Source organism: Cupriavidus sp. L7L, assembly GCF_004353535.1.
In the GTDB taxonomy this organism is placed as follows: Bacteria; Pseudomonadota; Gammaproteobacteria; order Burkholderiales; family Burkholderiaceae; genus Cupriavidus; species Cupriavidus oxalaticus_A.
Genome location: NZ_SMNY01000001.1, coordinates 114,804 through 140,376 on the forward strand (window position 1 = coordinate 114,804; position 25,573 = coordinate 140,376).

Consider the following 25,573-nt stretch of genomic DNA (forward strand, 5'->3'; position numbering starts at 1 on the left):
CGTAGTTATCCGTTAGCGCCGGGCCGCGCCGCGAGCACGCGTTCGGCAAGCCTGGCCGCGGCCAGCACGGTGCGGTCGGCGCCGCGCGGGCCGGCGATCTGCAGGCCCACCGGCAGGCCGTCGCGGCCGCTGCCGCAAGGCACCGAGATCGCCGGTGCCAGCGCATGGTTGCAGAAAGGGGTGAAGACCGCATGGGCGCGCGGCTCGACGGCAACGCCGCCGATCCGTTCGGGCCCGAGCCGGTCGTTACGCCACGCCACGCACGGCGTGGTCGGGCACAGCAGCAAGTCGTAGCGGGTAAAGAACTCCGCCATGGCCAGCGCGATCTGGTGGCTGGCTTCGCGGGCACGCGCCACGTCGGCGCCGGTCCACGCCAGCCCGCGCTCGATCTGGCGCGCGACATCCGGATCGAATACATCGGGATCGCGGCGCCAGGCGTCGCCGTAGAGATTGGCCAGCCCCACGTGCTGCAGCGGCATCAGTGCTGCCTCGTCGGCGCCCCGGGGCCAGGCCGGGTCGGCCATCTCGATGCTCAGGCCTGCCGCCTGCAGCCGCGCCACGGCCTGCGCGCAGGCTTCGGCGACGTCATCGTCGACCGGCGTATCGAAGCCCAGCCGCGGGCTCAGCGCGATCCTGAGCGTATGCAGCGGGCGCTCTGCCGCCAGGCTGAAGCCCAGCGTATCCGGATCGCGCGCATCGGCGCCGGCCAGCGCCTCGAACATCAGCGCCGCATCGGACACGGTGCGCGTGATCGGCGCGATCACCTGGATGCCGTTGAAGGCGTGGGCAAAGCCGATCGAATCGGGAATCGCGCCATAGGACGGCTTGAAGCCGACCACGCCGGCATGCGCGGGCGGGCGCCGGCTGGAGCCGCCGCCGTCGGTGCCCAGCGCCAGCGGCGCCATGCCGGCAGCCACCGCCACCGCGCAGCCGCCGGACGACCCGCCGGCGGTCAGCGTGGCGTCGAGCGGATGGCGCGTCAGGCCGTAGACCTTGTTGGTGGTCAGGCCCTTGCAGGCGAACTCCGAGGTATTGCCCATGCCGAGCACGATCGCGCCGGCGCGGCGCAGGCGCTCGACCGCGATCGCATCGGCCGGCGCGATAAAGTCGCGGTACAGCTGCGAGCCCTGCGTGACGCGGCGGCCCTGGCTCCAGATCACGTCCTTGACGATCACCGGCACGCCCGCCAGCAGCGGGCGCTCGCCCTGCGCCAGCCGTGCGCGCAGCTGCGCCAGGTCGGCGTCGACCAGCTCCTGGCGTTGTTCGAAGACGGCGTTGAGCTGGTCGTTGCGCGCCGCGATGCGGGCCTGGAACGCGGCCACCACCTCGGCGGGATCGAGGCGGCCGGCGGCCACGCGCCCGGCGATGGTGGCGGCGTCCAGGCTGTTGGTCAGTTCCATATCGGCAGCGTCGGTCAGATCATCGAAAAAACCGCCGCATTCACAGGCTGCCGCCCGAGGTGCGGTAGCGCGGCCGCGCCATCTCCGGCAGCGCGCACGGCAGGAACTCGCCATGGCCGGCCTCGGCGCGCACTTCGCCTTCATGCGCGACGACCTTGCCGCGCACCAGCGTGGTCACCGGCCAGCCGGTCACGCGCTGTCCTTCATACGGCGTGTAGTCGACGGCGTGGTGCAGGTCGGCATTGCGGATCTGCACTTCGCGCTTCGGATCCCACAGCACCAGGTCGGCGTCGGCGCCGATGGCGATGGTGCCCTTGCGCGGGTGCAGGCCGTACAGCTTGGCGGGATTGGTCGAGGTCAGCGCCACGAACTGGTTCACCGAGATGCGGCCGCCGTTGACGCCCGCCGAGAACAGCAGCGGCAGGCGCGTCTCGAGGCCCGGGATACCGTTGGGGATGTACTGGAACGGCACTTCCTTGCCGCCGGGCTTCTTGCCCTCGGGATCCTCGTAGCGGAACGGCGCGTGGTCGGACGAGAAGATGGTGAACAGGCCGTCGGCAAGTCCGTCCCAGATCACCTCCTGGTTGCCGCGGTCGCGCGGCGGCGGGCTGCAGACGCACTTGGCGCCGTGGTAGTCGGGCTGGTCCAGGTCGTCGGCGGTCAGGAACAGGTACTGCGGGCAGGTCTCGGCAAAGATCTTCATGCCGCGGTTGCGCGCCCAGCGGATCTGCTCCACCGCTTCCTTGCCGGAGACGTGGACGATCAGGATCGGCACATCGACCAGCTCGGAGAAGGTGATGGCGCGGTGCGTGGCCTCCCGCTCGATCGCCATCGGCCGGGCCAGCGCATGGAAGCGCGGCGCGGTGTTGCCGGCGGCCTCGAGCTTGTCGGTCAGCCACGCGATGCAGTCGGAATTCTCGGCATGCACCATCACCAGCGCGCCTTCCTGGCGCGCCACCGACAGCACCTCGAGGATCTCGCGGTCGTTAAGCTTGAGGTCGTCGTAGGTCATGTAGATCTTGAACGACGAATAGCCTTCGCGGATCAGCCCCGGCAGTTCGTCCTGCAGCACGGCATGGGTCGGGTCGGCAACGATCAGGTGGAAGGCATAGTCGACCACCGACTTGCCGCCGGCGCGTCGATGGTAGTCGTCCACCGCCGCGCGCAGCGAATGGCCCTTCTCCTGCGCGGCGAAAGGGATCACGGTGGTAGTCCCGCCGCACGCGGCCGAGACCGAGCCGGTGCGGAAGTCGTCGGCCATCCTGAGGCCGTCCGGCATGGGCTGGTCCAGGTGGCAGTGCGCATCGACGCCGCCCGGCAGCACCAGCTTGCCGCTGGCGTCGATGACCTCCGTGGCTTCGCCCAGGTCAAGGCCGAGCTGCACGATCCGGCCGTCCCTGACGGCGATGTCGCATTGCATGGTGTCGCTGGCAGTCACCACGGTGCCGTTGCGGATGATCAGGTCAAACTGTTTCACGATGTTCGTCACGTAAGGAAAAGAAGGGGCGCGCCGGGCGCCCCCGAGGTTGTCTTCAGCGGTCTGCGTCGGACAGGTGCATCCGCGCGGTTTCGCGTGCGGCGGCCGCGGCGACCGCGATCAGCGCGCACACCACCGCCAGGTAGATCGCCACCGGCGCGGTGCTGCCGAAGCGGTCGAGCAGGCCGATCGCGATCAGCGGGGCCAGCGCGCCGCCGAACACGCCGGCGAACTGGAAGCCGAGCGAGGCACCGGTGACGCGCACCCGGGTGGCGAACAGCTCGGGCAGGAACGAGGCCAGCGGCGAGAACATGAACGACACCAGCACCATGCCGACGAACGAGGCCAGCATAATCAGCGCAGGGCTGCCGGTCTTGACCATGGCAAAGAAGACAAAGGCCCACACCGCGCCGCCGATACCGCCGATCATCAGCACCGGGCGGCGCCCGATGCGGTCAGCCAGCAGCCCAGCGATCGGGATGAACAGGATCTGCGCCACCGCGCCCAGCAGCACGGCGTTGAGCGCGATGCTCTTGGGCAGGCCCAGCTTGGTCGGCACGAAGTACAGCAGGAACAGCGTGAACACATAGAAGGCGATGTCGCCGCCCAGCCGCGCGCCGAAGGCGATCAGCAGCTGCTTCTTGTAGTTGCGCAGCACTTCCATGATGGGCGCGCGCGCTTCGGCATGCGATTCCTCCAGCTTCTCGAACATGCCGGATTCCCGCACGTTGGAGCGGATATAGAGCCCGACCCCGACCAGCAGCGCCGACAGCAGGAATGGCACGCGCCAGCCCCAGCTGAGGAAGGCTTCTTCGGACACCTGCCACGTCACCAGCGCAAAGATGCCGTTGGCCAGCAGCAAGCCGATCGGCGCCGCCAGCTGCACCAGGCTGCCGAGGATGCCGCGCCGCTTACCTTCGGGATCGAGCTCGTTGACCATGATCGCGGCCCCGCCCCACTCGCCGCCCAGCGCCAGGCCCTGCACCACGCGCAGCAGCACCAGCAGCAGCGGCGCCAGCGCGCCAGCCGCGGCATAGGTCGGCAGCAGGCCGATGCCGAAGGTGGCCAGGCCCATCATCAGCAGCGTGATGATCAGGATCGACTTGCGGCCCATCTTGTCGCCGAAGTGGCCGAAGATGGCCGCGCCCAGCGGCCGCGCCACGAATGCCACGCCATAGCTGGCGAAGGACAGCAGCGTCGCGGTCAGCGGATCGCTCTGCGGGAAGAACAGCTTGGGGAAGACCAGCGCCGCGGCCGATCCGTAGATGAAGTGGTCGTAGAACTCCAGCGTAGTGCCGGCCAGGCTGGCCCCGGCGACGCGCGCGACTGACTGTTTCTTGGCCGACGCGCCTTTTCCCGCGGCGTCGATGCTGACTGCTTGCATGGTGTTCCTCCAATGGTCCCTGGCCTGCCCGCTGCGCATCGGTCGCCGGTTGCGCGCGGGGTTGTCTCCGACGGGGCATGCATGCGCCTCGCCTTTGCTCAGTACATTAGGCCATAAACCGCCATACAATCAAGCAAAATATTGTTTGTCAGACATGGTGCATATGCATGCTGGAATTTGGTGCGATGCACTAAAGCGATATCTGCCACAAATGGTGGCAGCGGGTTCGGGTAAACACCTAACCACCATATCCGCCAGGGCACGGACGAAAAAAAACGGCGCATGCCCGAAGGCAAGCGCCGTTTTCTGTATGTGTGAAACGCTGAGGTCGCGTCAGATCACGATGGTCTGGGCCTCGCCCTCGGCACGTTCGCGGATCTCACCAATCTCCCACACGGCTTCGCCGGCGGCCTGCAGGTGGCGGATGGCGCGTTCGGCGTCTTCCTTGGCCACGATCACCACCATGCCGATGCCGCAGTTGAAGACGCGGTGCATTTCGTCGTCGGCCACGCGGCCCTGCGCCTGCAGCCACTGGAACAGCGGCGGCAGGGCCCAGGCATCACGATGCAGCACGGCAGTCACGTTCTGCGCCAGCACGCGCGGCACGTTCTCGGTCAGGCCGCCGCCGGTGATGTGGGCCATGCCCTTGACCGGAAGGGTCTCGATCAGAGACAGCAGCGGCTTCACGTAGATGCGCGTCGGCGCCATGATGGCGTCCTGCAGGCGCTGGCCGTGGAAGTCGGCATTCAGGTCCGGCTTGGCCACCTCGATGATCTTGCGCACCAGCGAATAGCCGTTGGAATGCGCGCCCGACGACGCCAGGCCCAGCACCACGTCGCCCGGGGTGATGGTGCTGCCGTCGATGATCTTCTTCTTCTCGACCGCGCCGACGGCAAAGCCGGCCAGGTCGTATTCGCCGTCCGGGTACATACTCGGCATTTCAGCGGTCTCGCCGCCGATCAGCGCGCAGCCGGCCAGTTCGCAGCCGCGGGCGATGCCCTGGATCACGGTGGCGGCGGTGTCGACGTCCAGCTTGCCGCAGGCGAAGTAGTCCAGGAAGAACAGCGGCTCGGCGCCCTGCACCAGGATGTCGTTGACGCTCATCGCGACCAGGTCCTGGCCGACGGTGTCGTGGCGGTTCAGCTGGAACGCCAGCTTGAGCTTGGTGCCCACGCCGTCGGTGCCCGACACCAGCACGGGCTCCTGGAATTTCTTCGACAGCTCGAACAGCGCACCGAACCCGCCGATGCCGGCCATCACGCCTTCGCGCATGGTGCGCTTGGCAAACGGCTTGATGCGGTCGACCAGCGCGTCGCCGGCATCGATGTCAACACCGGCGTCGCGGTAGGAAAGGCCGGCCTGGCCGTCGGTCGGGGATGCGCTCATGGGAACCTGCTTGTCCTGGAGGAATAAAGGGAGGAACTAAAGTGACAAATCCGGCGCTCGCGCAGTCGGGGCTTCCGTTGCAGCTTCCGCCGCTTGGCATCGGAAGGCGGGCGCGAGTCCAGTAGAATCGCAATTTTAACGGATAGAGGCCCCCGGCTTCCAGTTTCCGGCCAACTATGCCGAAAACCCGCCCTGCCGCCTCTTGCCCAGATTATTTGATGAACGCCCCGCTGCTGAACCACGAGACCAAACGCATCCTGCTCTGGATCGCAGTGGCCGCCGCGCTGTTCGCCGCGATCATCGCGCTGGCGCCGGTGCTGACGCCGTTCCTGTTCGCGTTCATCTTCGCCTATATCCTGAACCCGGGTGTGGACTGGCTGCAACGGCGCCGGGTGCCGCGCGCCATCGGCGTGACGCTGATGATCCTGCTGCTGACGGTGATCTGCGTGATGCTGGTGCTGCTGCTGATCGCGGTGCTCCAGCGCGAGATCCCGCAGGTGCGCGAGCAGTTGCCGATCCTGCTGAAAAAGCTCAATTCCGTGGTGGCGCCGCGGCTGGCGGAGTTCGGCGTGCGCGTGCGCTTTGACTTCCCGGGGCTGCGCAGCATGCTGTCGGACCGCTTCTCGGCCAGCCCGGAAGACCTGCTGGTGGTGTTGCTGAACTACGTCAAGATGTCGGGTTCGGCACTGATCGAGGTGGCGGGCATCATCTTTATCGTGCCCATCGTCATGTTCTACCTGATGATGGACTGGCACATGGTGATGCGCCGCATCGAGGGCGTGGTGCCGCGCCGCTGGGTGCCCAAGGTGCGCGAGCTGACCAACGAGACCGATGCCCTGCTGTCGCAATACCTGCGCGGCCAGATCCTGGTGATGGTGATCCTGGCGGCGATCTACTCGATCGGGCTGACCATTGCCGGCTTCGATATCGGCGTGCCGGTCGGGGTCTTCACCGGGCTGGCGGTCTTTATCCCGTATATCGGCTTCGGTGTCGGGCTGGTCATGGCGATCCTGGCGGCGATGCTGCAGTTCGGCAACTGGTATGGGCTGGGTGCGGTGGCGGTGGTGTACGGTTTCGGCCAGTTCATCGAGAGCTTCTACCTGACGCCGCGCCTGGTGGGCGAGCGCATCGGGCTGCACCCGCTGGTGGTGATCTTCGCGCTGCTTGCCTTCGGCCAGCTGTTCGGCTTCTTTGGCGTGCTGCTGGCGCTGCCGACGTGCGCCGTGCTGCTGGTCGGCGCGCGGCAGCTGCGCCGGGTTTACGTGGCCAGCGACCTGTACCGAAAATAACGGCTGCCACTATCCCGACCCCATCCCCCAGACGCCACCCCGCAAGTTAGCTATACGTCATGTCCCCGCGTCCCAACAAGCAACTGTCGCTCGAACTGGGCAGTCCGCCGCCTTCGACCTTCGAGAATTTCGTGGTGGCGGCCAACCGCGAGCCGGTGCAGCGCCTGCAGGAGCTGCCCGCCGCGGTCGCGCAGGAGCGCGCCACCGACCGGCTGGTCTACCTGTGGGGCGAGGTCGGCTGCGGCCGCACCCACCTGCTGCACGCGGTCTGCGAGGCAGCGCCACAGCATGGCATCCGCTCGCGCTACCTGAGCCCGCACCACCCGTTGTCCGACTTCCTGTTCGACCCGTGGTGCCAGCTCTACACCGTCGACGATGTCGAGCTGCTGGACGAAGCGCGCCAGATCGCGGTGTTTTCGCTGTACAACGAGGTGCGCGCCCACGTGCGCACCGCGCTGGTGGTCGCCGGCGGCCTGGCCCCGCGCGCCATGCCAGTGCGGGAAGACCTGCGCACCCGGCTGGGCTGGGGCCTGGTGTACCAGGTCGCGCCGCTGTCCGACGACGACAAGAAGGCCGCGGTGCTGCAAGCGGCACGCGAGCGCGGCCTGCAGCTGTCGCCCGAGATCACGCACTGGCTGGTCACGCGCCACTACCGCGACATGCCCAGCCTGATGGCGCTGCTCGACGCGCTCGATACCTACTCGCTCGAACGCAAGCGGCCGGTCACGCTGCCGCTGCTGCGCGAGATGTTCGCTGAATTCCGGGACTAGGCGACGGCCCCGCCCCGCCCGCTCCCTTACCCCATCCTGCCTTAAGGTAAAATCGCGCCCCATGAATCTGGCACTCTTTGACCTCGACCACACCCTGATCCCGACCGACAGCGACCACGAATGGGGCCGCTTCCTGGTCCGCCTGGGCATCGTCGACGAGGAAATTTACCGGCAGAAGAACGACGAGTTCTACAACCACTACAAGGCGGGCACGCTGGACATCCAGGCGTTCCTGCGCTTTGCGCTGGGGCCGCTGGCGGCCAACCCGCGCGACAAGCTCGACGCCATGCGCGCGCAGTTCATGCACGAGGTGATCGACCCGGTGATCACGCCGCAGGCGCGCGCGCTGGTCTACAAGCACATCGAGGCCGGCGACCTGTGCGCGGTGGTGACCGCCACCAACAGCTTCGTCACGGCGCCGATCGCCGCCGCCTTCGGCATCAAGCACCTGATCGCGACCGAGCCCGCCACCGTCGACGGCAAGCCGGAAAGCCAGTTCACCGGCGATGTCTTCGGCGTGCCGAGTTTCCGCGAAGGCAAGATCACCCGCGTCGAAGCCTGGCTCAAGGCCCAGGGCGCGACCTGGGACAACTTCGAGACCACCACCTTCTACAGCGACTCGGCCAACGACCTGCCCCTGCTGGAAAAAGTCTCCGAGCCGATCGCCACCAATCCGGACGATCGCCTGCGCCACCACGCCGCCGCGGCCGGCTGGCGCATCATGGATCTGTTCTGACGTGATCAAGAAGCTCATTACCAGGCTGCTGGGCAAGCCCGGCCCCAAGCAGCGCCGCACCGGCCGCGCCCATACGCCGCGCATCGTCAACGTGGACGAGCACCAAATCGACCCCACGCTGTTGTCGCGCAATGCCGTCAAGGTCACTTCGACGCTGCAGCAGGCCGGCTACCAGGCCTATATCGTCGGCGGCGCCGTGCGCGACCTGCTGCTCGGCATCAAGCCCAAGGATTTCGACGTCGCCACCAATGCCACGCCCGAGCAGGTGCAGTCGCTGTTCCGCCGCTCGCGCATCATCGGCCGCCGCTTCCAGATCGTGCACGTGACCTTCTACGGCGGGCGCGAGCAGGAAATCATCGAGGTCTCGACCTTCCGTGCGCTGGTCGACGCCATCGCCAGCGAGACCCTGCCCGAAGGCCGCCGCCTGAAGCGCGCCGAGCTCGACAGCAAGACCCATGCGATCGACGCCTCGGGCCGCGTGCTGCGCGACAACGTGTGGGGCTCGCAGGCCGAAGACGCGGAACGCCGCGACTTCACCATCAACGCGATGTACTACGACCCGGCCGCGCAGACCGTGCATGACTACCATCACGGCATGGAAGACATCCGCGCCCGCACGCTGCGCATGATCGGCGACCCGGCCACGCGCTACCGCGAAGACCCGGTGCGGATGCTGCGCGTGGTGCGCTTTGCTGCCAAGACCGGCTTCGATATCGACGAGGCCACGCGCCATCCGGTCGCCAGCCTGGCCGAGCTGATCCACAACGTGCCCAGCGCACGCGTGTTCGACGAGATGCTCAAGCTGCTGATGTCCGGCCACGCCTGGGCCTCGCTGCAGGAGCTGCGCAAGGCGGGCCTGCACAAGGGCCTGCTGCCGCTGCTGGACGTGGCGCTGGAGCAGCCCATGGGCCAGCGCTTCGTGCAGCTGGCGCTGGATAACACCGACCGCCGCGTGCAGGCCGGCAAGCCGGTGTCGCCGGGCTTCCTGTTTGCCGCGCTGCTGTGGCACCACGTGCTGCAGCGCTGGAACCAGTTGCGCGACGAAGGCGAGCACGCCATCGCCGCGCTCAACAGCGCCATGGATTCGGTGCTGGAAAAGCAGACCGGCCAGCTGGCGATCCAGCGCCGTTTCGTCACCGACATGCGCGATATCTGGGGCATGCAACCGCGCTTCGAGAAGCGCGTCGGCCGCATGCCGTTCCGCCTGCTGGAGTCGCCGCGCTTCCGTGCCGGCTACGATTTCCTGCAGCTGCGCTGCCAGTCCGGCGAGCTGCCGGAAGAGCTGGCCGCCTGGTGGCAGGACTTCCAGAACGCCGAGCCGCATGAGCGCGAAGACCTGATCGACGCCGTGCGCGGCACGCGGGGCCAGGGTGGCGGCCAGGGCGGAGCCCAGGGTGCGGAAGGCGAAGGCCCGGCGCGCAAGAAGCGCCGCCGACGCAGTCCGCGGAAATCGGATAAAGTTTCTTCCCGGAGCGACTCGGACGCGGGCCAGGCAGCACATGCCGGCCCCGGCCAGCCGGAGGAAACGTAAATGACTCTCGCCTTCATCGGCATCGGCGCAAATCTGGGCGATGCCCGCCAGGCCATCAAGGACGCCATCGTGTGCCTGGCCCAGCAGGTCGGCATCACGGTGCTGGCGCGTTCCTCGCTCTATCGCACCGCGCCAGTCGATGCCGGCGGCGACGACTACTACAACGCGGTGGTCAAGGTGCAGACCTCGTTCACCGCGTCGCAGCTCCTGCGCATCTGCCACCACATCGAGGACCAGTTCGGGCGCGAGCGCCCGTTCCGCAACGCGCCGCGCACGCTCGACCTGGATCTCCTTGTGTTCGGCAACGAACAATACGACGACGAGCACCTGACCGTGCCGCATCCGCGCGTGACCGAGCGCGCCTTCACGCTGGTGCCGCTGGTGGAGCTGGACGCCGAACTGTCGATCCCCGGGCGCGGCCGCGCCGCCGACTTCCTGGCCGGCGTGACGTCCCAGCGCATCGAGAAAGTCTCCACCTGCAAGTGCCTGCGCCTGCAGGCCGAAGGCAGGGCCGGCAGCAACGGCTGAGGCTCCCGGGTCATCCGCGCAAAGCGCCATGCTCGACCACCTGCGCCGCATCGTCGTCGAAGGCCCCGTCGGATCGGGCAAGACCTCGCTGGCCCAGCGCCTGGCGCACACGCTGCAGGCGCACGAGCTGCCTGACTGCGCGCGCCGCAGCCCCTTCCTGGAACCGTTCTACCGCGATCCCGCGCGCCACGCGCTGGCAATGCAGCTGTGGTGCCTGACGCAGCGCGCCGTGCAGCTGCAGCAATGGCAGGCCGCGCTGCTGGCCGGCCAGCGCATGGTCAGCAATTTCCTGATGGCCAGGGACCGCCTGCACGCGGCCCTGACGCTGGCGCCTGACGAACTGGCGCTGTACGACGCCATTGCCGCGCGTTTCAGCCTGCCGCCGCAGCGGGTCGACCTGGTCATCGTGCTGCAGGCCACGCCGTCGCTGCTGCGCGAGCGCATCGTGCGCCGCGGCGAGCCGGGCGAGGCCGGCATCGACGAACACTACCTGCAGCGGCTGGCCGACGCCTACGGCGAACTGTTCCACCGCTACGACGAGGCCCCGGTACTGGTCGTCGATACCGCCCACTTCAATCCGGTGGACAACGATAACGATTTCCGTACACTACTGTCGCGCATTGAAATCATGCGCGGCCGCAAGGCCTTTCTCAATCTCGCTGCGCCCTGACAGGCCCCGCCTGCCAGCCACAACACAATAACGACGGCAGCCGTTGCCCTGCGTGGTATCGCGGGTGGTTTAGCGGCACAACCCGCCGTCACCTTAGGGCACTGCCATGAGTTACCTCCTCGACCCCTCCCGCAAGACCATCACGATCCCCAAATTGCAGGCGATGCGCGACGCCGGCGAGAAAATCGCCATGCTGACCGCGTACGACTCCAGCTTCGCGGCGCTGCTCGACTACTGCGGCGTCGAGATGATCCTGGTCGGCGATTCGCTGGGCAACGTGATGCAGGGCCAGCAGACCACGCTGCCGGTGACGCTGGAACACATGGCCTACCACACCGAATGCGTGGCGCGCGGCAACCAGACCGCCATGCTGGTGACCGACCTGCCATTCGGCACCTACCCAACGCCGGAAACCGCGTTTGCCAGCGCCGTCACGCTGATGAAGGCCGGCGCGCAGATGGTCAAGCTCGAAGGCGGCGACTGGCTCGCGCCTATCGTCAAATTCCTGGTCGAGCGCAGCATCCCGGTGTGCGCGCATATCGGCCTGACGCCGCAGTCGGTGCATGCGCTGGGCGGCTTCAAGGTGCAGGGCAAGACCGACGCGGGCGCCGCGCAGCTCAAGCGCGACGCGCTGGCGCTGCAGGAAGCGGGCGCGCAGGTGGTGCTGATGGAAGCGGTGCCGGCCAAGCTCGCCGGCGAGATCACGCAGCTGCTGAAGGTGCCGACCATCGGCATCGGCGCCGGCGCCGACTGCACCGGCCAGGTGCTGGTGCTGCAGGACATGATCAACGTCTACCCCGGCCGCAAGGCAAAGTTCGTGCGCAACTTCATGGAAGGCCAGACCTCGCTCGAAGGCGCCGTGCGTGCCTACGTGGCCGCGGTCAAGGACGGCAGCTTCCCCGCTCCCGAGCACACCTTCTCCGCCTGACCCGGTGGAGATCGCTGCCGCCACCGCCGCCGCATTCCGCCTGCTCGGCAGCGGCGACGCGGGGCTGTGGTTCATCGTCTGGACCTCGCTGGCCATCGCGGTGCTGGGACTGGCGCTCGCCACCGTGCCCGCCATCGCCGCCGCCTGGCTGATCGCCACGCGGCAGTTCCCGGGGCGGCGCGCGGTGGTGGTGGTGGTGCAGGCTTTTCTCTCGTTTCCGACCGTGCTGGTCGGGCTGATCCTTTATCTCTTGCTGACGCGCCAGGGGCCGCTGGGCAGCCTGCACCTGCTGTTCACGCCGTCGGGCATGGTGCTGGGGCAGGCGGTGATCGGCTTCCCGGTGGTGCTGGCGTTTGCGCTGTCGACGCTGCAGGGTGCCGATGTACGCCTGCGCGAAACCGCGTGGGTGCTCGGCGCCGGGCGCTGGCGCACCTTCTTTACCGTGCTGCGCGAGCTGCGCTTCGGGCTGATGGCGGCGGTGGTGGCGGGCTTCGGGCGCGTGATCGCCGAGGTCGGTTCGGCGCTGATGATCGGCGGCAATATCGAAGGCTCGACCCGCACCATCACCACCGCGATCGCGCTGGAAACCAGCAAGGGCGAATTCGCGCAGGGCATCGCGCTGGGCATCGTGCTGGTGGCGCTGGCGCTGCTGGTCAATATCGGCATGGCGTGGCTGCAGGGCGCAGGAGGGTTCCGGCGATGACAGCGGCATCCCAACCACCGGCCTCCCCGTTGCTGACCGTGCGCGGGCTGGCCCGCACCATCGGCCTGCGCCGCCTGTTTGCCATCGACACGCTGTTGATCCCGCGCGCCACCGCGATCGTGCTGACCGGCATGAATGGCGCCGGCAAGACCACGCTGCTGCGCATGCTGGCCGGGCTGGAACGCGCGCCCGGCGCCACCGTGCAATGGACCGATGCCAACGGCCAGACCCATGGCGCGCCGCTCGATCCGCTGCCGCTGGCGGTGCGCCAGCGCATTGCCTATCTGCACCAGCACCCCTACCTGTTCCGCACTTCGGTGCGCGCGAACATCGCCTACGGCCTGCATGCGCGCCGCCTGCCGCACGACGAGATCGCGCGGCGCGTGGGCGAGGCGCTGGGCTGGGCCGGCGTGTCACACCTGCAGGACACCGCGCCCGAATACCTGTCGGGCGGCGAGATCCAGCGCGTGGCGCTGGCGCGCGCCAAGGTGCTGGAGCCGGAGCTGTTGTTGCTCGACGAACCGACCTCGAGTCTCGACGGCCATGCACGCGAACAGGTGATTGCGTTGGTGCGCGACCTCGCCACCGAAGGCCGCACCGTGATCATGGTGTGCCACGACCGCGAGCTGATCAACCTGCCGGGCGTGGTGCGCTGGAAGCTGGGCGACGGCGTGCTGGACACGCATCACCCGTAGCGCCTAGATGAGCGTTGCCGGCATTGCGCCGCGCAGTGCATTGACTACCACGACGGCGTCGGCACGCGCCAGCATGGCACGAGTGATGACGCCCTCCTCCACCGTTTCACCGGGCGCGCCAAGTGCCGCGCCGCCTTGCTCCAGCACGACCGCGCGCATCACCCCGGGCAGGATGTCGGCCGACAGCGGCGGCGTCAGCCAGCGGCCATCGATGCGGACGAAGACCGAACTGCGCCCGCCTTCCAGCAACTCGCCACGGGTATTGAAGAACAGGCGGTCGAAGCCGCCGGCGCGCTCCGCGGCTTGCCAGCCGGCGTCGTAGACGGCGCGGGCGCTGGTCTTGTGGCGGCGCAACGGATCGACGTCGGGCAATGTTTCGGGCGCCAGGTCGACCGTGACGGGCACCGGCAACGGCACAACCGCGCCGCTGGAGAAGGACAGCGTGCCCGCCTTGTCCAGCGCCATGCGCAGGCGCCAGGTACCGGCGCCAAGTTGCCCGGCCTGCGTCACCGCCGCTGCCCGTGCAGCGTCGGCATCGAAGGCAAACCCGAACGCACGCGCCGAATTTCCGAGGCGCGCAAGGTGGCGGTCCGCGTGCAGGCATTCACCGTCCTGCACGCGCATGGTCTCGAACAGCGCGAAGCCGGGATCGAGCCGCCTCAGGAAGCGCGCCTTCCAGCCGCATTCCGCGAATTCCTCGCCGGCCACGCTGTCGTGGACGATGCCGCCGCCGACGCCCATCTCGCCGGAACGCAGCCCGCTGGCCGCTGGCGGCGCCAGCACCAGGGTGCGGATTGCCACGGACAGCGCAAACGGGCCCATGGCGGCACCGGCTTGCGGGGCATCGATCCAGCCGATCGCGCCGGTGTAGAGGCCGCGCGGCGTGCCTTCCAGCGCGGCGATGATCTCCATGGTGCGGCGCTTGGGCGCGCCGGTGATCGAGCCACATGGGAACAGCGCCGCCATCAGCGCGCCGAAGCCGGTCCCAGGACGCGCCGTGGCGGTGACCGTCGAGGTCATCTGCAGTACCGCGCCGAACGGCTGCACGGCAAAGCGCTCGGGCACCGCCACGCTGCCCGGCTGCGCGATCCGGCCCAGGTCGTTGCGCAGCAGGTCGACGATCATCACGTTCTCGGCGCGGTTCTTGGCATCGGCGGCGAGCGCGGCCGCGGCCTGCGCGTCGCGCTGCGCATCGCCCGAACGCGGCGCGGTGCCCTTCATCGGGCGCGTCAGCAGGTGGCCGCCGCCGTCGTGGCGCACGAACAGCTCCGGCGACAGCGACAGCACCCAGGCGTCGCCCGGCAGCCGTGCCAGCGTGCCGTAGGGCACCGGCTGCGCGGCGCGCAGCGCGGCGTACAGCGCCAGCGGATCGCCGAAGGCATGGAAGCGCAGGCGCTGGGTGTAGTTGACCTGGTAGGTGTCGCCGGCCTCGATCCACTGGTGGATGCGGGCGATGGCGTCGTCGAAGGCTTCGCGCGGAGTATCGGAGGCGACGTCCATCAGGCCGGCAGGCGCAGGCGTGGCGTTACCCTGGAGCCATTCAGTCACGGCCGCGCCGTCGAGGTGGCGCAGCTCGCGGAACCAGAGCAGGCGCAGCGCACCGTCATGGCACGGCATCGTCCCGCCGGTGTGGACCGGGGCGTCGACCAGCGCGCCGCCGAACTCGTAAGGGGCGAACAGCGTGGCGTGCCAGCCTTGTCGCCAACCTTCGGCGAGCATCGCGTCGAGCCGGGCGGTATCGCTGCCAGCGGGCAGTACGTCTTCGTGGAGGAAGCTGGTGTAGAGACGCGATGCGGCCTGTGGCACCGGGGCAGTGGCGTCATCGAGAAGGACGAAGACCTCTACTTGGGCTGAGGGCGTGCTCCCCTCTCCCGCTTGCGGGAGAGGGGCCAGGGGTAAGAGCGGGGGCTGGATGCTGGCTACCACGGGAAATCGTCAGGGAAAACTGGACTGCCGGCACGGCCGGCATGAAGTACCAGGATGCATTATCGCGCGCGACGGGGTGGTAGGCGATGGAGGCGCCTGCCCTCTCCCCCGGCCCCTCTCCCGCAGGCGGGAGAGGGGAGAAAACCGGCGGCTTTTTGAGGGACAGCGCCGCACCAAAAACAAAACCGGCCACGCTCTCACGTGGCCGGTCTCATACCGCCAGGCCGGATCAGCTGAAGAAACTCTTCACCTTATCCAGCCATGATTGCTCCTGCGGGCTATGCCGCGAACCGCCCTCGTGCACCGAGCGGTCAAACTGGCGCAGCAGTTCCTTCTGCGACTCGGTCAGCTTGACCGGCGTCTCCACGTTCACATGCACGTAGAGATCGCCCGGATAGCCCGAGCGCACGCCCTTGATGCCCTTGCCGCGCAGGCGGAAGGTCTTGCCCGATTGCGTCGCCTCGGGCACCGGGAAGGTGGCCTTGCCGTTCAGCGTCGGCACTTCCAGGTCGCCGCCCAGCGCCGCGGTGGCAAAGGAGATCGGCATCTGGCAATGCAGGTCGTCGCCGTCGCGCTCGAACACCGCGTGCTGCTTGATGTGGACTTCCACGTACAGGTCGCCCGGCGGCCCGCCGTTGATGCCCGGCTCGCCGTTGCCCGACGAGCGGATGCGCATGCCTTCGTCGATGCCCGCCGGGATCTTCACTTCCAGCGTCTTCTGCGACTTCAGCTTGCCCTGGCCGTGGCACTTGGTGCACGGCTTGGGAATGAATTTGCCGCTGCCGTGGCACTTCGGGCAGGTCTGCTGCATGGTGAAGAAGCCCTGCGACACGCGCACCTGGCCGGCGCCGTGGCAGGTCGGGCAGGTCTCGACGCTGGAGCCCGGCTCCGCGCCCTTGCCGTGGCAGTGGTCGCAGTCGTCCCAGTGCGGCACGCGGATCTGCGCCTCGTGGCCGTGCGCGGCCTGCTCCAGGCTGATCTCCATGCTGTAGCGCAGGTCGGCGCCGCGATAGGCCTGCGGGCCGCCGCCGCCGCGGCGACCACCCTGCTGCTGGCCGAAGATATCGCCGAAGATGTCGCCGAAGGCTTCGGCGAAACCGCCGTAGCCCTGCGCACCGCCGAAGCCGCCGGCCATGTTGGGGTCGACGCCGGCGTGGCCGTACTGGTCATAGGCCCCTTTCTTCTCCGAGTCGGAAAGCATCTCGTAGGCCTCTTTGACCTCCTTGAATTTTTCCTCGGCGACCTTGCCGTCCTTGCCCTCCGGATTGCGGTCCGGGTGGTACTTCATCGCGAGCTTGCGATAAGCCTTCTTGATTTCGTCGTCGCTCGCGTTCTTGCCTACCCCGAGCACTTCGTAATAGTCACGTTTTGCCATGGTGGCTCAAACCTTTTTGGCCGGCACGCGCATGCGGCGCTCCACCGGCGAATAGCAAAAAAGCCGAGCGAGGCATCCGACGGCGGTTTCCCGCTGGGTCCGATGGCCGCGCCCGGCGTCGGGGCGGGAGCGGTGCCGGCCAGTGCCTGCACCGCCGCCCGCGTGTCCCGATTACTTCTTGTCGTTGACTTCCTTGAATTCGGCGTCCACAACGTTGTCGTCCTGCGGCTGGGCCTGCTGCTGCGCGCCGGCACCTGCCGCACCCGCTGCGCCCTGCTCGCCGGCCTTGGCCTGCATGTCGGCGTAGACCTTCTCGCCCAGCTTCTGGCTGACTTCCGACAGCGCGTTGACCTTGGCATCGATCTCGGCCTTGTCGCCGCCGCGGGCGGCGTCTTCCAGTTCCTTGATCGCGGCTTCGATCTTTTCCTTCTCGCCGGCTTCCAGCTTGTCGCCGTATTCGGTGACTGCCTTCCTGGTCGAGTGGATCAGCGCGTCGGCCTGGTTGCGGGCATCAGCCAGCTCGCGGGCCTTCTTGTCTTCCTCGGCGTTGGCCTCGGCGTCCTTGACCATGCGCTGGATCTCGTCTTCCGACAGGCCCGAGTTCGCCTTGATGGTGATCCGGTTTTCCTTGCCGGTGGCCTTGTCCTTGGCGCCCACGTGCAGAATGCCGTTGGCGTCGATGTCGAACGAGACTTCGATCTGCGGCGTGCCGCGCGCGGCGGGCGGAATGCCTTCCAGGTTGAACTCGCCCAGCAGCTTGTTGCCCGAGGCCATTTCACGCTCGCCCTGGAACACCTTGATGGTCACGGCCGGCTGGTTGTCGTCGGCGGTCGAGAACACCTGCGCATGCTTGGTCGGGATGGTGGTGTTCTTGGTGATCATCTTGGTCATCACGCCACCCAGGGTCTCGATCCCCAGCGACAGCGGCGTCACGTCCAGCAGCAGCACGTCCTTGCGGTCGCCCGACAGCACCGAGCCCTGGATCGCGGCACCGACGGCCACGGCTTCATCCGGGTTCACGTCCTTGCGCGCTTCCTTGCCGAAGAACTCCTTGACCTGCTCCTGCACCTTGGGCATGCGGGTCATGCCGCCGACCAGGATCACGTCGTCGATGTCGCTGACCTTGACGCCGGCGTCCTTGATCGCGGTGCGGCACGGCTCGATGGTGCGGGTGATCAGCTCTTCGACCAGCGACTCCAGCTTGGCGCGGGTGATCTTCAGGTTCAGGTGCTTCGGACCCGAGGCATCGGCCGTGATGTACGGCAGGTTGATCTCGGTCTGCTGCGAGCTCGACAGTTCGATCTTGGCCTTTTCCGCGGCTTCCTTCAGGCGCTGCAGCGCGAGCACGTCCTTGGACAGGTCGACGCCCTGGTCCTTCTTGAACTCGGCGATGATGTAGTCGATGATGCGCTGGTCGAAGTCTTCGCCGCCCAGGAAGGTATCGCCGTTGGTCGACAGCACTTCGAACTGCTTCTCGCCGTCAACGTCCGCGATCTCGATGATCGAGATGTCGAAGGTACCGCCGCCGAGGTCATACACGGCGATCTTGCGGTCGCCCTTCTCGTTCTTGTCCAGGCCGAAAGCCAGCGCGGCCGCGGTCGGCTCGTTGATGATGCGCTTGACGTCCAGGCCGGCGATGCGGCCGGCGTCCTTGGTCGCCTGGCGCTGCGAGTCGTTGAAGTACGCCGGCACCGTGATCACGGCTTCGGTCACCGGCTCGCCGAGGTAGTCCTCGGCCGTCTTCTTCATCTTGCGCAGGACTTCGGCCGACACCTGCGGCGGCGCCAGCTTCTGGTCGCGCACCGACACCCATGCGTCGCCGTTGTCGGCCTTGACGATGGAGTACGGCATCAGGCCGATGTCCTTCTGGACTTCCTTCTCTTCGAACTTGCGGCCGATCAGGCGCTTGACCGCGTACAGCGTGTTACGCGGGTTGGTCACGGCCTGCCGCTTGGCGGGCGCGCCGACCAGGATCTCGCCATCTTCCATGTAGGCGATGATCGACGGGGTGGTGCGGGCACCTTCCGAGTTTTCGATGACCTTGGGGGTATTGCCCTCCATGATCGCCACACAGCTATTGGTGGTACCGAGGTCGATACCGATGATCTTACCCATTATTCTCTCCTCTTGAGCCATCGCCATCCGCGCGGCTGCAATTCAACCTGAGGCCGAAATGTGGCCGCCCGGGGTCTTTTCAAGGGCAGAAACGGCAAATCCGAGTAAATTTCTCGGATTTTGCGTTTCCTCAACGGCATTTGCGGCCGGGGCTTGAGCCCAAGCCCTCGGCCGGGCAACAAAAAATGCCGCCGACTTAACTTCCTGCGTGGCTTCCTGCCTGGCTTGCTGCGTAACTGGCCGCGACTCAGCTTCCCTGCCGGTCGCGCTGCCACAGCACGTCGGAGCCGCCGCCGGCCCGGTTCAGCACCCGCGCCAGCACGAACATCAGGTCAGACAGCCGGTTCAGGTATTGGCGCGGCGCCTCGTTCAGCGGCTCGGCCGCGCCCAGCGCCACCAGCGCGCGCTCGGCGCGCCGGCACACGGTGCGGCACACGTGGGCCTGGGCCGCGGCGCGGCTGCCGCCGGGCAGGATGAATTCGGCCAGCCGCGGCAGGTTGGCGTTGTAGTCCGCCAGCCAGGTGTCGAGCTGCGCCACCTGCTCGGGCTTGAGCAGGGTGTAGCCGGGGATGGAAAGCTCGCCGCCCAGGTCGAACAGGTCATGCTGGATATGCAGCAGCGCGGCGCGCACGTCGTCGGGAAGCGTCTCGGTCAGCAGCACGCCGACGTGGCAGTTCAGTTCGTCGACGTCGCCGATGGCGGCGATGCGCAGGCTGTCCTTGCCGGTGCGGGTGCCGTCGCCCAGGCCGGTGGTGCCGGCATCGCCGGTGCGGGTGGCAATCTTGGACAGGCGGTTGCCCATGCCGGTCTCCTCTTGGCTGGTAAGCGTGTGGGGGGAAATGGGGCATTATCGCGCCGGAGCGCAGGGATGCGCCATGGGCGCGAGGGGCTGCCCCCGCTTCCGCCCGCTTGTGCGGCTATCGGCCAGCCCGGCGCCGGCCAAGGGTGCATGAGCCGCCGCGCGGCGTAGAATGCCGTTATTCGTCCATTCGCCAACCGGGTCGCGCCCCGCCTGCCTTTCCGGACCACAAAACCGGAACGCCACCGCCGGCAACCTCGCCGCGCCGACCCGCCGGAGACCCGCATGAACCACCCCACGCCGCCCGCCGCGCTCGAACGCCGCCCCCTGCCGCCCGCCTTCAGCGAAGCCCTCGCGGCGCGCTTCGGCGAGCGCTTCACCACCTCGGCGGGCGTGCGCGAGCACCATGGGCGCGATGAATCGCCGTTCCCGCCGGCCGCGCCGGATGCGGTCGTGTTCGCCCACAGCACCGACGAAGTCGCCGAGGTGGCGCGCCTGTGCAACCACCACGGCGTACCGCTCATTCCCTACGGCGCCGGCTCGTCGCTGGAAGGGCACCTGCTGGCCGTCGCCGGCGGCGTCAGCCTCGACCTGTCGCAGATGAACCGCGTGCTGGCGGTGCAGCCCGAGGACCTGACCGTGACCGTGCAGCCCGGTGTCACGCGCAAGCAGCTGAACCAGGAAATCAAGGACACCGGCCTGTTCTTCCCGATCGACCCGGGCGCGGACGCGTCGCTGGGCGGCATGTGCGCGACGCGCGCCTCCGGGACCAACGCGGTGCGCTACGGCACCATGCGCGAGAACGTGCTGGCGCTGACCGTGGTAACCGCCGATGGCCGCGTGATCCGCACCGGCACGCACGCGCGCAAGTCGTCGGCCGGCTATGACCTGACCCGCCTCTTCATCGGCAGCGAAGGCACGCTCGGCATCATCACGGAGGTCACGGTGCGGCTCTACCCGCAGCCGGAGGCGATCTCGGCCGCGGTGTGCGCCTTCCCCAGCATGGGCAGCGCGGTGCAGGCCGTGATCCAGACCATTCAGCTTGGCGTGCCGGTGGCGCGTGTTGAATTCGTCGATGCGCTGGCGATCCGCGCCATCAACCGCCACGACAACCTGACGCTGCCGGAGACGCCGCACCTGTTCTTCGAATTCCACGGCACCGAGGCCGGCGTGCGCGAGCAGGCCGAGACCGTGCAGCAGATCACCGCCGAGCACGGCGGCCAGGGCTTCGAGTGGGCCACGCGCCCCGAGGACCGCAGCCGGCTGTGGAACGCGCGCCATACCGCGTACTTTGCGATGCTGCAGCTCAAGCCCGGCTGCAAGTCGGTCACCACCGACGTGTGCGTGCCGATCTCGCGCCTGGCCGAGTGCGTGACCGAAACCGAAAAGGACCTCAACGCCTCCGCCCTGCCCTGCCCGATCGTCGGCCACGTCGGCGACGGCAATTTCCACGTGGCGATCCTGGTCGACCCGGACAAGCCGGAGGAAATGGCCGAGGCCGAGGCCATCAACCAGCGCATCGTCGAACGCGCGCTGGCGATGGGCGGCACCTGCACCGGCGAGCACGGCGTGGGGCTGCACAAGCAGCGCTTCCTGGTGAAGGAGCACGGCGAGGATGCGCTCGACCTGATGCGCGTGATCAAGGACGCGCTCGATCCCAACCATATCCTCAACCCGGGCAAGATCTTCAGTGCCACGCGCGGCGGCGCGCACTGAACCGGCCGGCATGGCTTCCATGTTCAACCGCGTCCCGCCGCTGCACCTGCTGATCGCCTTCGAGGCCGCCGCGCGCCTGGGCAGCTTCGCGCGCGCGGCCGAGGAGCTGTCGGTCACGCCCAGCGCCGTGTCGCACCGCATCAAGAACCTCGAGGAGCTGTGGGGCGAAGACCTGTTCGTGCGCGCCAACGCCGCGCTGCGGCTGACCGCGGCCGGCACGCGCTACCTGCGTAACGTGCAGGACGCGCTCAAGTCGCTGAACGAGCTGGCGCGGCCCGAGTACAACAAGCTGCGCACGCGGCTGCGCGTGGCGATCCCGCCGACGTTCGGGCGCCAGCACCTGGTGCCGCGGCTGCCCGAGTTCGGCGCGCTGTACCCGCATATCGACCTGGAACTGCACCTGGCGATCCCGTTCCTCGACGTCAAGGCCGAGGACACCGACGTCGAGGTCCGCTACGGCACCGGCCGCTACCCCGACCTGAAGACCACGAAATTGCTGGTCGAACCGGTGTTCCCGGCATGCGGGCGCGAATACTACGAGCGCGTCAACGGCCGCGCCATCACCAAGCCCGAGCACCTGCACGGCCTGGTGCTGCTGCGCAGCCCGCTGGAGCCGTGGAAGCCGTGGTTCGAGACCGCCGGACTGGACTGGCCCGAGCCGCAGACCGGGCCGCAGTTCAACGACATCGGCCTGATGCTGGAAGCGATCGCATCCAACCAGGGCGTGGCGCTGGTGCGCCAGCGCATGGCGCGGCACTGGCTGTCGCTGGGGCAGATGGTGCGGCTGCTCGATATCGAGTCGGTATCGCCGCACGGCTATTACATCGTCGAGCGCGAGCAGGCGCCGCTGAAGCCCGAGGCACGCTATTTCGTCGACTGGCTGCTAAGCCTGGACTGGTAGGAGGACCGCACGTATGCAGAACCTGGAGATCCGGCTGCTGACCCCCGCCGATGCCGAAGCCTTCCATGCGCTGCGCCTGCAGGGCCTGGCCGAGGCGCCGGAAGCCTTTGCCGCCAGCCTGGAAGAAGAACGGGACCTGTCGCCGGAAGTGGTGGCGCAGCGCCTCGCGCCGAGCGCCGACAAGGCCGTATACGGCGCCTTCGACGGCACCGCACTGGCCGGCGTGGTCGGCATCAAGCGCGAGCCGCGCCGCAAGCACTGGCACAAGGCATCGATCTTCGGCATGTATGTGGCGCCGGGCTGGCGCGACAGGAAGCTCGGGCGCGCGCTGATGGAGCGCGTGCTGGAGCAGGCCGCCGCCATGGAAGGCGTGCGCCAGGTGATCCTGTGCGTCAATGCCGGCAGCGCCGGTGCGGTGCGGCTGTACGAATCGCTCGGCTTCGAGCGTTTCGGCCTGGAGCCCGACGCGCTGTATGTCGCGCCGCACTTCTACGACAAGCTCGACATGGTGCTGCGGCTGCCGGCCCCAGCACGCTGAGGCGGGGGCGCCGCATTTCCTGCACTCGCCGGCCGGTGCTACGCTGAAACCGGGGCCGGTGCCTGCCTGGCCATGATGAGCATTTTTGATCGGCTTGCCATGCGGAATTCACGTGCCTGGTGGTGCCCGCGGCATGAGGGCTGCGCTATAGTCAGCCGTCCCGTCAGCCGTCCCGTCAGCCGTCCCCACGGCGGGCCGCCCGCCGGCCCGACCAGAGTCCAGGAGTCGCCATGAATGCCCCGCACGAAGCCCGCACCCTCGCCACCGAAGGCACCGCAGGCGCGCAGGCCCCCGCCGAAGGCCGCCGCAATGCGCTGCTAGCCGGCCTGGCGCAGATCCTGCCGGACGCCGCGCTGCTGTCCAGGCCGGAGGACACCGTGCCCTACGAGTGCGACGGCCTCGCCGCGTACCGCCAGGTGCCGATGGCCGTGGCCCTGCCCGACACCGAGGAACAGGTCTGCGCAATCCTCCGCCTGTGCCACAAGCTGGGCGTGCCGGTGGTGCCGCGCGGCGCCGGCACCAGCCTGTCCGGCGGCGCCATGCCGATCGCAGAAGGCCTGGTGCTGTCGCTGGCCAAGTTCAAGCGCATCCTCTCGGTCGACCCGTATTCGCGCACCGCGGTGGTCCAGCCCGGCGTGCGCAACCTGGCCATCTCCGATGCCGCCGCGCCCCACAACCTCTATTACGCGCCCGATCCCTCGTCGCAGATCGCCTGCACCATCGGCGGCAATGTCAGCGAGAACTCCGGCGGCGTCCATTGCCTGAAGTACGGCCTGACCGTGCACAACGTGCTGCGCGTGCGCGCCGTGACCATGGAAGGCGAGGTGGTGGTGTTCGGTTCGGATGCGCCCGATTCGCCCGGCCTGGACCTGCTGGCCGCGGTGATCGGCTCCGAAGGCATGCTGGCCGTGGTCACCGAGGTGACCGTGCGCCTGATCCCCAAGCCGCAGCTGGCGCAAGTCATCATGGCGTGCTTCGACGACGTCGAGAAAGGCGGCAATGCGGTGGCCGAGGTGATCGCCGCCGGCATCATCCCGGCCGGGCTGGAGATGATGGACAAGCCCGCCACCGCCGCGGTGGAAGAGTTCGTGCACGCCGGCTATGACCTCGATGCCGCCGCCATCCTGCTGTGCGAATCCGATGGCACGCCCGAGGAAGTGGCGGAAGAGATCGAGCGCATGAGCGCGGTGCTGAAGGCGTCGGGCTGCACCCGCATCGTGGTCTCGCAGAACGAAGCCGAGCGCCTGCGCTTCTGGAGCGGGCGCAAGAACGCCTTCCCCGCCGCGGGCCGCATTTCACCGGACTATTACTGCATGGACGGCACCATCCCGCGCAAGCATATCGGCACGCTGCTGCGCCGCATCGAAGAGATGGAGCGCAAATACGGCCTGCGCTGCATCAACGTGTTCCACGCCGGCGACGGCAACATGCATCCGCTGATCCTGTTCGATGGCGCGGACCAGGACGAGTGGCACCGCGCCGAGCTGTTCGGCGCCGACATCCTGGAAGCGTGCGTCGAGCTGGGCGGCACCGTCACCGGCGAGCACGGCGTGGGCGTGGAGAAGCTCAACTCGATGTGCGTGCAGTTCTCGCCGAGCGAGCGCGAGGCGTTCTTCGGCGTCAAGGCGGCCTTCGACCCGGCCCGCCTGCTGAACCCGGACAAGGCCATCCCCACGCTGGCGCGCTGCGCGGAATACGGCAAGATGCACGTCAGGAAGGGACTGCTGCCGCATCCGGACCTGCCGCGCTTCTGAAGCCCGCGCCATGGCCAACGAACGCCGACGCCAGCACCAGGAGGCGGTGATTCGCCAGCGCCTGGGCCAGCCCGAGACCGGCTGGCGCCAGCGCTGGTACACCATCATCTTCGAGGCCGACACGCGCGAAGGGCGCATTTTCGACGTCGCGCTGCTGATCGCGATCGTCGCCAGCGTAATGGTGGTGATGCTCGACAGCCTGCCCGCCGTCCATGACCGGCTCGGCACGCTGTTCACCGTGCTGGAGTGGGGCTTCACGCTGATCTTCACGGCCGAGTACGTGATGCGCATCCTCGTGGTGCGCAGGCCATGGCGCTATGTCTTCAGCTTCTACGGCATCATCGACTTCATTTCGATCATGCCGACGTGGCTCGCGTTCTTCGTGCCGGAACTGCACTTCCTGATCGACGTGCGCCTGCTGCGGCTGTTGCGCGTTTTCCGGATCCTCAAGCTGACGGTGTATTTCGAGGAAGCGGAGATCCTGTACAACGCGCTGATCAACAGCCGGCGCAAGATCTTCGTGTTCCTGGGCACGGTGTTCATCATCACCGTGATCCTGGGCACGGTGATGTATGTGGTCGAAGGTCCCGAGCACGGTTTCCACAGCATTCCGCTCGCCATGTACTGGGCGGTGGTCACGCTCACCACCACCGGCTTCGGCGACATGGTGCCGAAGACGCCGCTGGGCCAGTTCATCACCTCGCTGACGATCCTGCTGGGCTACGGCATCATCGCCTTCCCCACCGGCATCGTCGGCGCCGAGCTGGCCGCAAGCATCCTGAAGAAGCCGCTGACCACGCGCACCTGCACCCATTGCCTGACCGAGGGCCACGAGCCCGACGCGATGTACTGCAAGCACTGCGGCAGCGCGCTGCCGGATTACCAGAACGACAGGCCTGAAGTCCCCGGCGGCCGCGACGGCAAGCCCGGATCCTGAGCCGCGACGGAAACA

At 67.9% G+C, this 25,573-nt stretch carries 22 protein-coding genes; 14 read left to right on the plus strand and 8 right to left on the minus strand.

The window, feature by feature from the left end; genetic code table 11:
* Window positions 1-5 precede the first annotated feature (5 nt).
* The 4 genes from E1J61_RS00565 to purM form a co-directional block, all read right to left on the minus strand.
* Complete coding sequence (locus E1J61_RS00565) at window positions 6-1,400, minus strand: amidase (RefSeq protein ID WP_133092248.1); 1,395 nt, start codon at window positions 1,398-1,400, stop codon at window positions 6-8.
* 40 nt (window positions 1,401-1,440) lie between these two features.
* Window positions 1,441-2,877 carry a dihydropyrimidinase gene (hydA, locus tag E1J61_RS00570; RefSeq protein ID WP_133092249.1) on the minus strand — a complete coding sequence of 479 codons (1,437 nt, stop codon included), beginning with the start codon at window positions 2,875-2,877 and terminating at the stop codon, window positions 1,441-1,443.
* Between the two features lie 55 nt (window positions 2,878-2,932).
* A complete protein-coding gene (locus E1J61_RS00575; RefSeq protein ID WP_133092250.1) occupies window positions 2,933-4,261 on the minus strand; it encodes an MFS transporter in 1,329 nt (442 codons plus the stop codon).
* 333 nt (window positions 4,262-4,594) lie between these two features.
* On the minus strand, window positions 4,595-5,647 hold the full coding sequence (gene purM / locus E1J61_RS00580) for a phosphoribosylformylglycinamidine cyclo-ligase (RefSeq protein ID WP_133092251.1): 1,053 nt from the start codon (window positions 5,645-5,647) through the stop codon (window positions 4,595-4,597).
* A 218-nt stretch (window positions 5,648-5,865) separates the two neighbouring features.
* On the opposite strand from purM, the gene E1J61_RS00585 reads away from it, so the two are divergent.
* From E1J61_RS00585 to E1J61_RS00625, 9 genes are all read left to right on the plus strand, one after another.
* Window positions 5,866-6,936 (plus strand): AI-2E family transporter, encoded by a 1,071-nt coding sequence (locus tag E1J61_RS00585; RefSeq protein ID WP_133092252.1) that lies wholly within the window; start codon window positions 5,866-5,868, stop codon window positions 6,934-6,936.
* 59 nt (window positions 6,937-6,995) lie between these two features.
* Complete coding sequence (gene hda, locus E1J61_RS00590) at window positions 6,996-7,706, plus strand: DnaA regulatory inactivator Hda (RefSeq protein ID WP_133092253.1); 711 nt, start codon at window positions 6,996-6,998, stop codon at window positions 7,704-7,706.
* Window positions 7,707-7,767: 61 nt separating this feature from the next.
* A complete protein-coding gene (locus E1J61_RS00595) occupies window positions 7,768-8,442 on the plus strand; it encodes an HAD family phosphatase (RefSeq protein ID WP_133092254.1) in 675 nt (224 codons plus the stop codon).
* A 1-nt stretch (window position 8,443) separates the two neighbouring features.
* Entirely contained in the window at window positions 8,444-9,973 is a 1,530-nt protein-coding gene (gene pcnB, locus E1J61_RS00600; RefSeq protein ID WP_133092255.1) for a polynucleotide adenylyltransferase PcnB, read from the plus strand.
* Window positions 9,974-10,501 (plus strand): 2-amino-4-hydroxy-6-hydroxymethyldihydropteridine diphosphokinase, encoded by a 528-nt coding sequence (gene folK, locus E1J61_RS00605; protein WP_133092256.1) that lies wholly within the window; start codon window positions 9,974-9,976, stop codon window positions 10,499-10,501.
* Window positions 10,502-10,529: 28 nt separating this feature from the next.
* Complete coding sequence (locus E1J61_RS00610) at window positions 10,530-11,171, plus strand: deoxynucleoside kinase (protein WP_133092257.1); 642 nt, start codon at window positions 10,530-10,532, stop codon at window positions 11,169-11,171.
* A gap of 106 nt (window positions 11,172-11,277) precedes the next feature.
* Window positions 11,278-12,099, plus strand: a complete 822-nt coding sequence (panB, locus tag E1J61_RS00615; RefSeq protein ID WP_133092258.1) for a 3-methyl-2-oxobutanoate hydroxymethyltransferase — start codon at window positions 11,278-11,280, stop codon at window positions 12,097-12,099.
* Window positions 12,100-12,103: 4 nt separating this feature from the next.
* Window positions 12,104-12,802 carry an ABC transporter permease gene (locus E1J61_RS00620; protein WP_133092259.1) on the plus strand — a complete coding sequence of 233 codons (699 nt, stop codon included), beginning with the start codon at window positions 12,104-12,106 and terminating at the stop codon, window positions 12,800-12,802.
* Entirely contained in the window at window positions 12,799-13,497 is a 699-nt protein-coding gene (locus E1J61_RS00625) for an energy-coupling factor ABC transporter ATP-binding protein (RefSeq protein WP_133092260.1), read from the plus strand. The genes E1J61_RS00620 and E1J61_RS00625 overlap by 4 nt, the downstream gene beginning before the upstream one ends.
* Before the next feature lie 3 nt (window positions 13,498-13,500).
* Here the strand turns inward: E1J61_RS00625 and E1J61_RS00630 are convergent, their stop codons facing one another.
* From E1J61_RS00630 to E1J61_RS00645, 4 genes are all read right to left on the minus strand, one after another.
* Window positions 13,501-15,423, minus strand: a complete 1,923-nt coding sequence (locus E1J61_RS00630) for a chorismate-binding protein (protein WP_133092261.1) — start codon at window positions 15,421-15,423, stop codon at window positions 13,501-13,503.
* A 229-nt stretch (window positions 15,424-15,652) separates the two neighbouring features.
* Window positions 15,653-16,798 (minus strand): molecular chaperone DnaJ, encoded by a 1,146-nt coding sequence (gene dnaJ / locus E1J61_RS00635; protein ID WP_133092262.1) that lies wholly within the window; start codon window positions 16,796-16,798, stop codon window positions 15,653-15,655.
* A gap of 171 nt (window positions 16,799-16,969) precedes the next feature.
* Window positions 16,970-18,913 carry a molecular chaperone DnaK gene (gene dnaK / locus E1J61_RS00640; RefSeq protein ID WP_133092263.1) on the minus strand — a complete coding sequence of 648 codons (1,944 nt, stop codon included), beginning with the start codon at window positions 18,911-18,913 and terminating at the stop codon, window positions 16,970-16,972.
* 247 nt (window positions 18,914-19,160) lie between these two features.
* Window positions 19,161-19,715, minus strand: a complete 555-nt coding sequence (locus E1J61_RS00645; RefSeq protein WP_133092264.1) for a cob(I)yrinic acid a,c-diamide adenosyltransferase — start codon at window positions 19,713-19,715, stop codon at window positions 19,161-19,163.
* Window positions 19,716-19,997: 282 nt separating this feature from the next.
* On the opposite strand from E1J61_RS00645, the gene E1J61_RS00650 reads away from it, so the two are divergent.
* The 5 genes from E1J61_RS00650 (at window position 19,998) to E1J61_RS00670 (ending at window position 25,558) form a co-directional block, all read left to right on the plus strand.
* Window positions 19,998-21,428, plus strand: coding sequence for an FAD-binding oxidoreductase (locus E1J61_RS00650; protein ID WP_133092265.1), 1,431 nt, complete (start codon window positions 19,998-20,000; stop codon window positions 21,426-21,428).
* 10 nt (window positions 21,429-21,438) lie between these two features.
* Window positions 21,439-22,329: a LysR substrate-binding domain-containing protein gene (locus E1J61_RS00655; RefSeq protein ID WP_133092266.1), complete on the plus strand. Its 891-nt coding sequence runs from the start codon at window positions 21,439-21,441 to the stop codon at window positions 22,327-22,329.
* 22 nt (window positions 22,330-22,351) lie between these two features.
* The gene (locus tag E1J61_RS00660) at window positions 22,352-22,867 is read left to right on the plus strand and encodes a GNAT family N-acetyltransferase (RefSeq protein WP_243736720.1); all 516 of its coding nucleotides are present in this window, start codon (window positions 22,352-22,354) and stop codon (window positions 22,865-22,867) included.
* 230 nt (window positions 22,868-23,097) lie between these two features.
* Window positions 23,098-24,621: an FAD-linked oxidase C-terminal domain-containing protein gene (locus tag E1J61_RS00665; RefSeq protein ID WP_133092268.1), complete on the plus strand. Its 1,524-nt coding sequence runs from the start codon at window positions 23,098-23,100 to the stop codon at window positions 24,619-24,621.
* Between the two features lie 10 nt (window positions 24,622-24,631).
* Entirely contained in the window at window positions 24,632-25,558 is a 927-nt protein-coding gene (locus E1J61_RS00670) for an ion transporter (RefSeq protein ID WP_133092269.1), read from the plus strand.
* Window positions 25,559-25,573 lie beyond the last annotated feature (15 nt).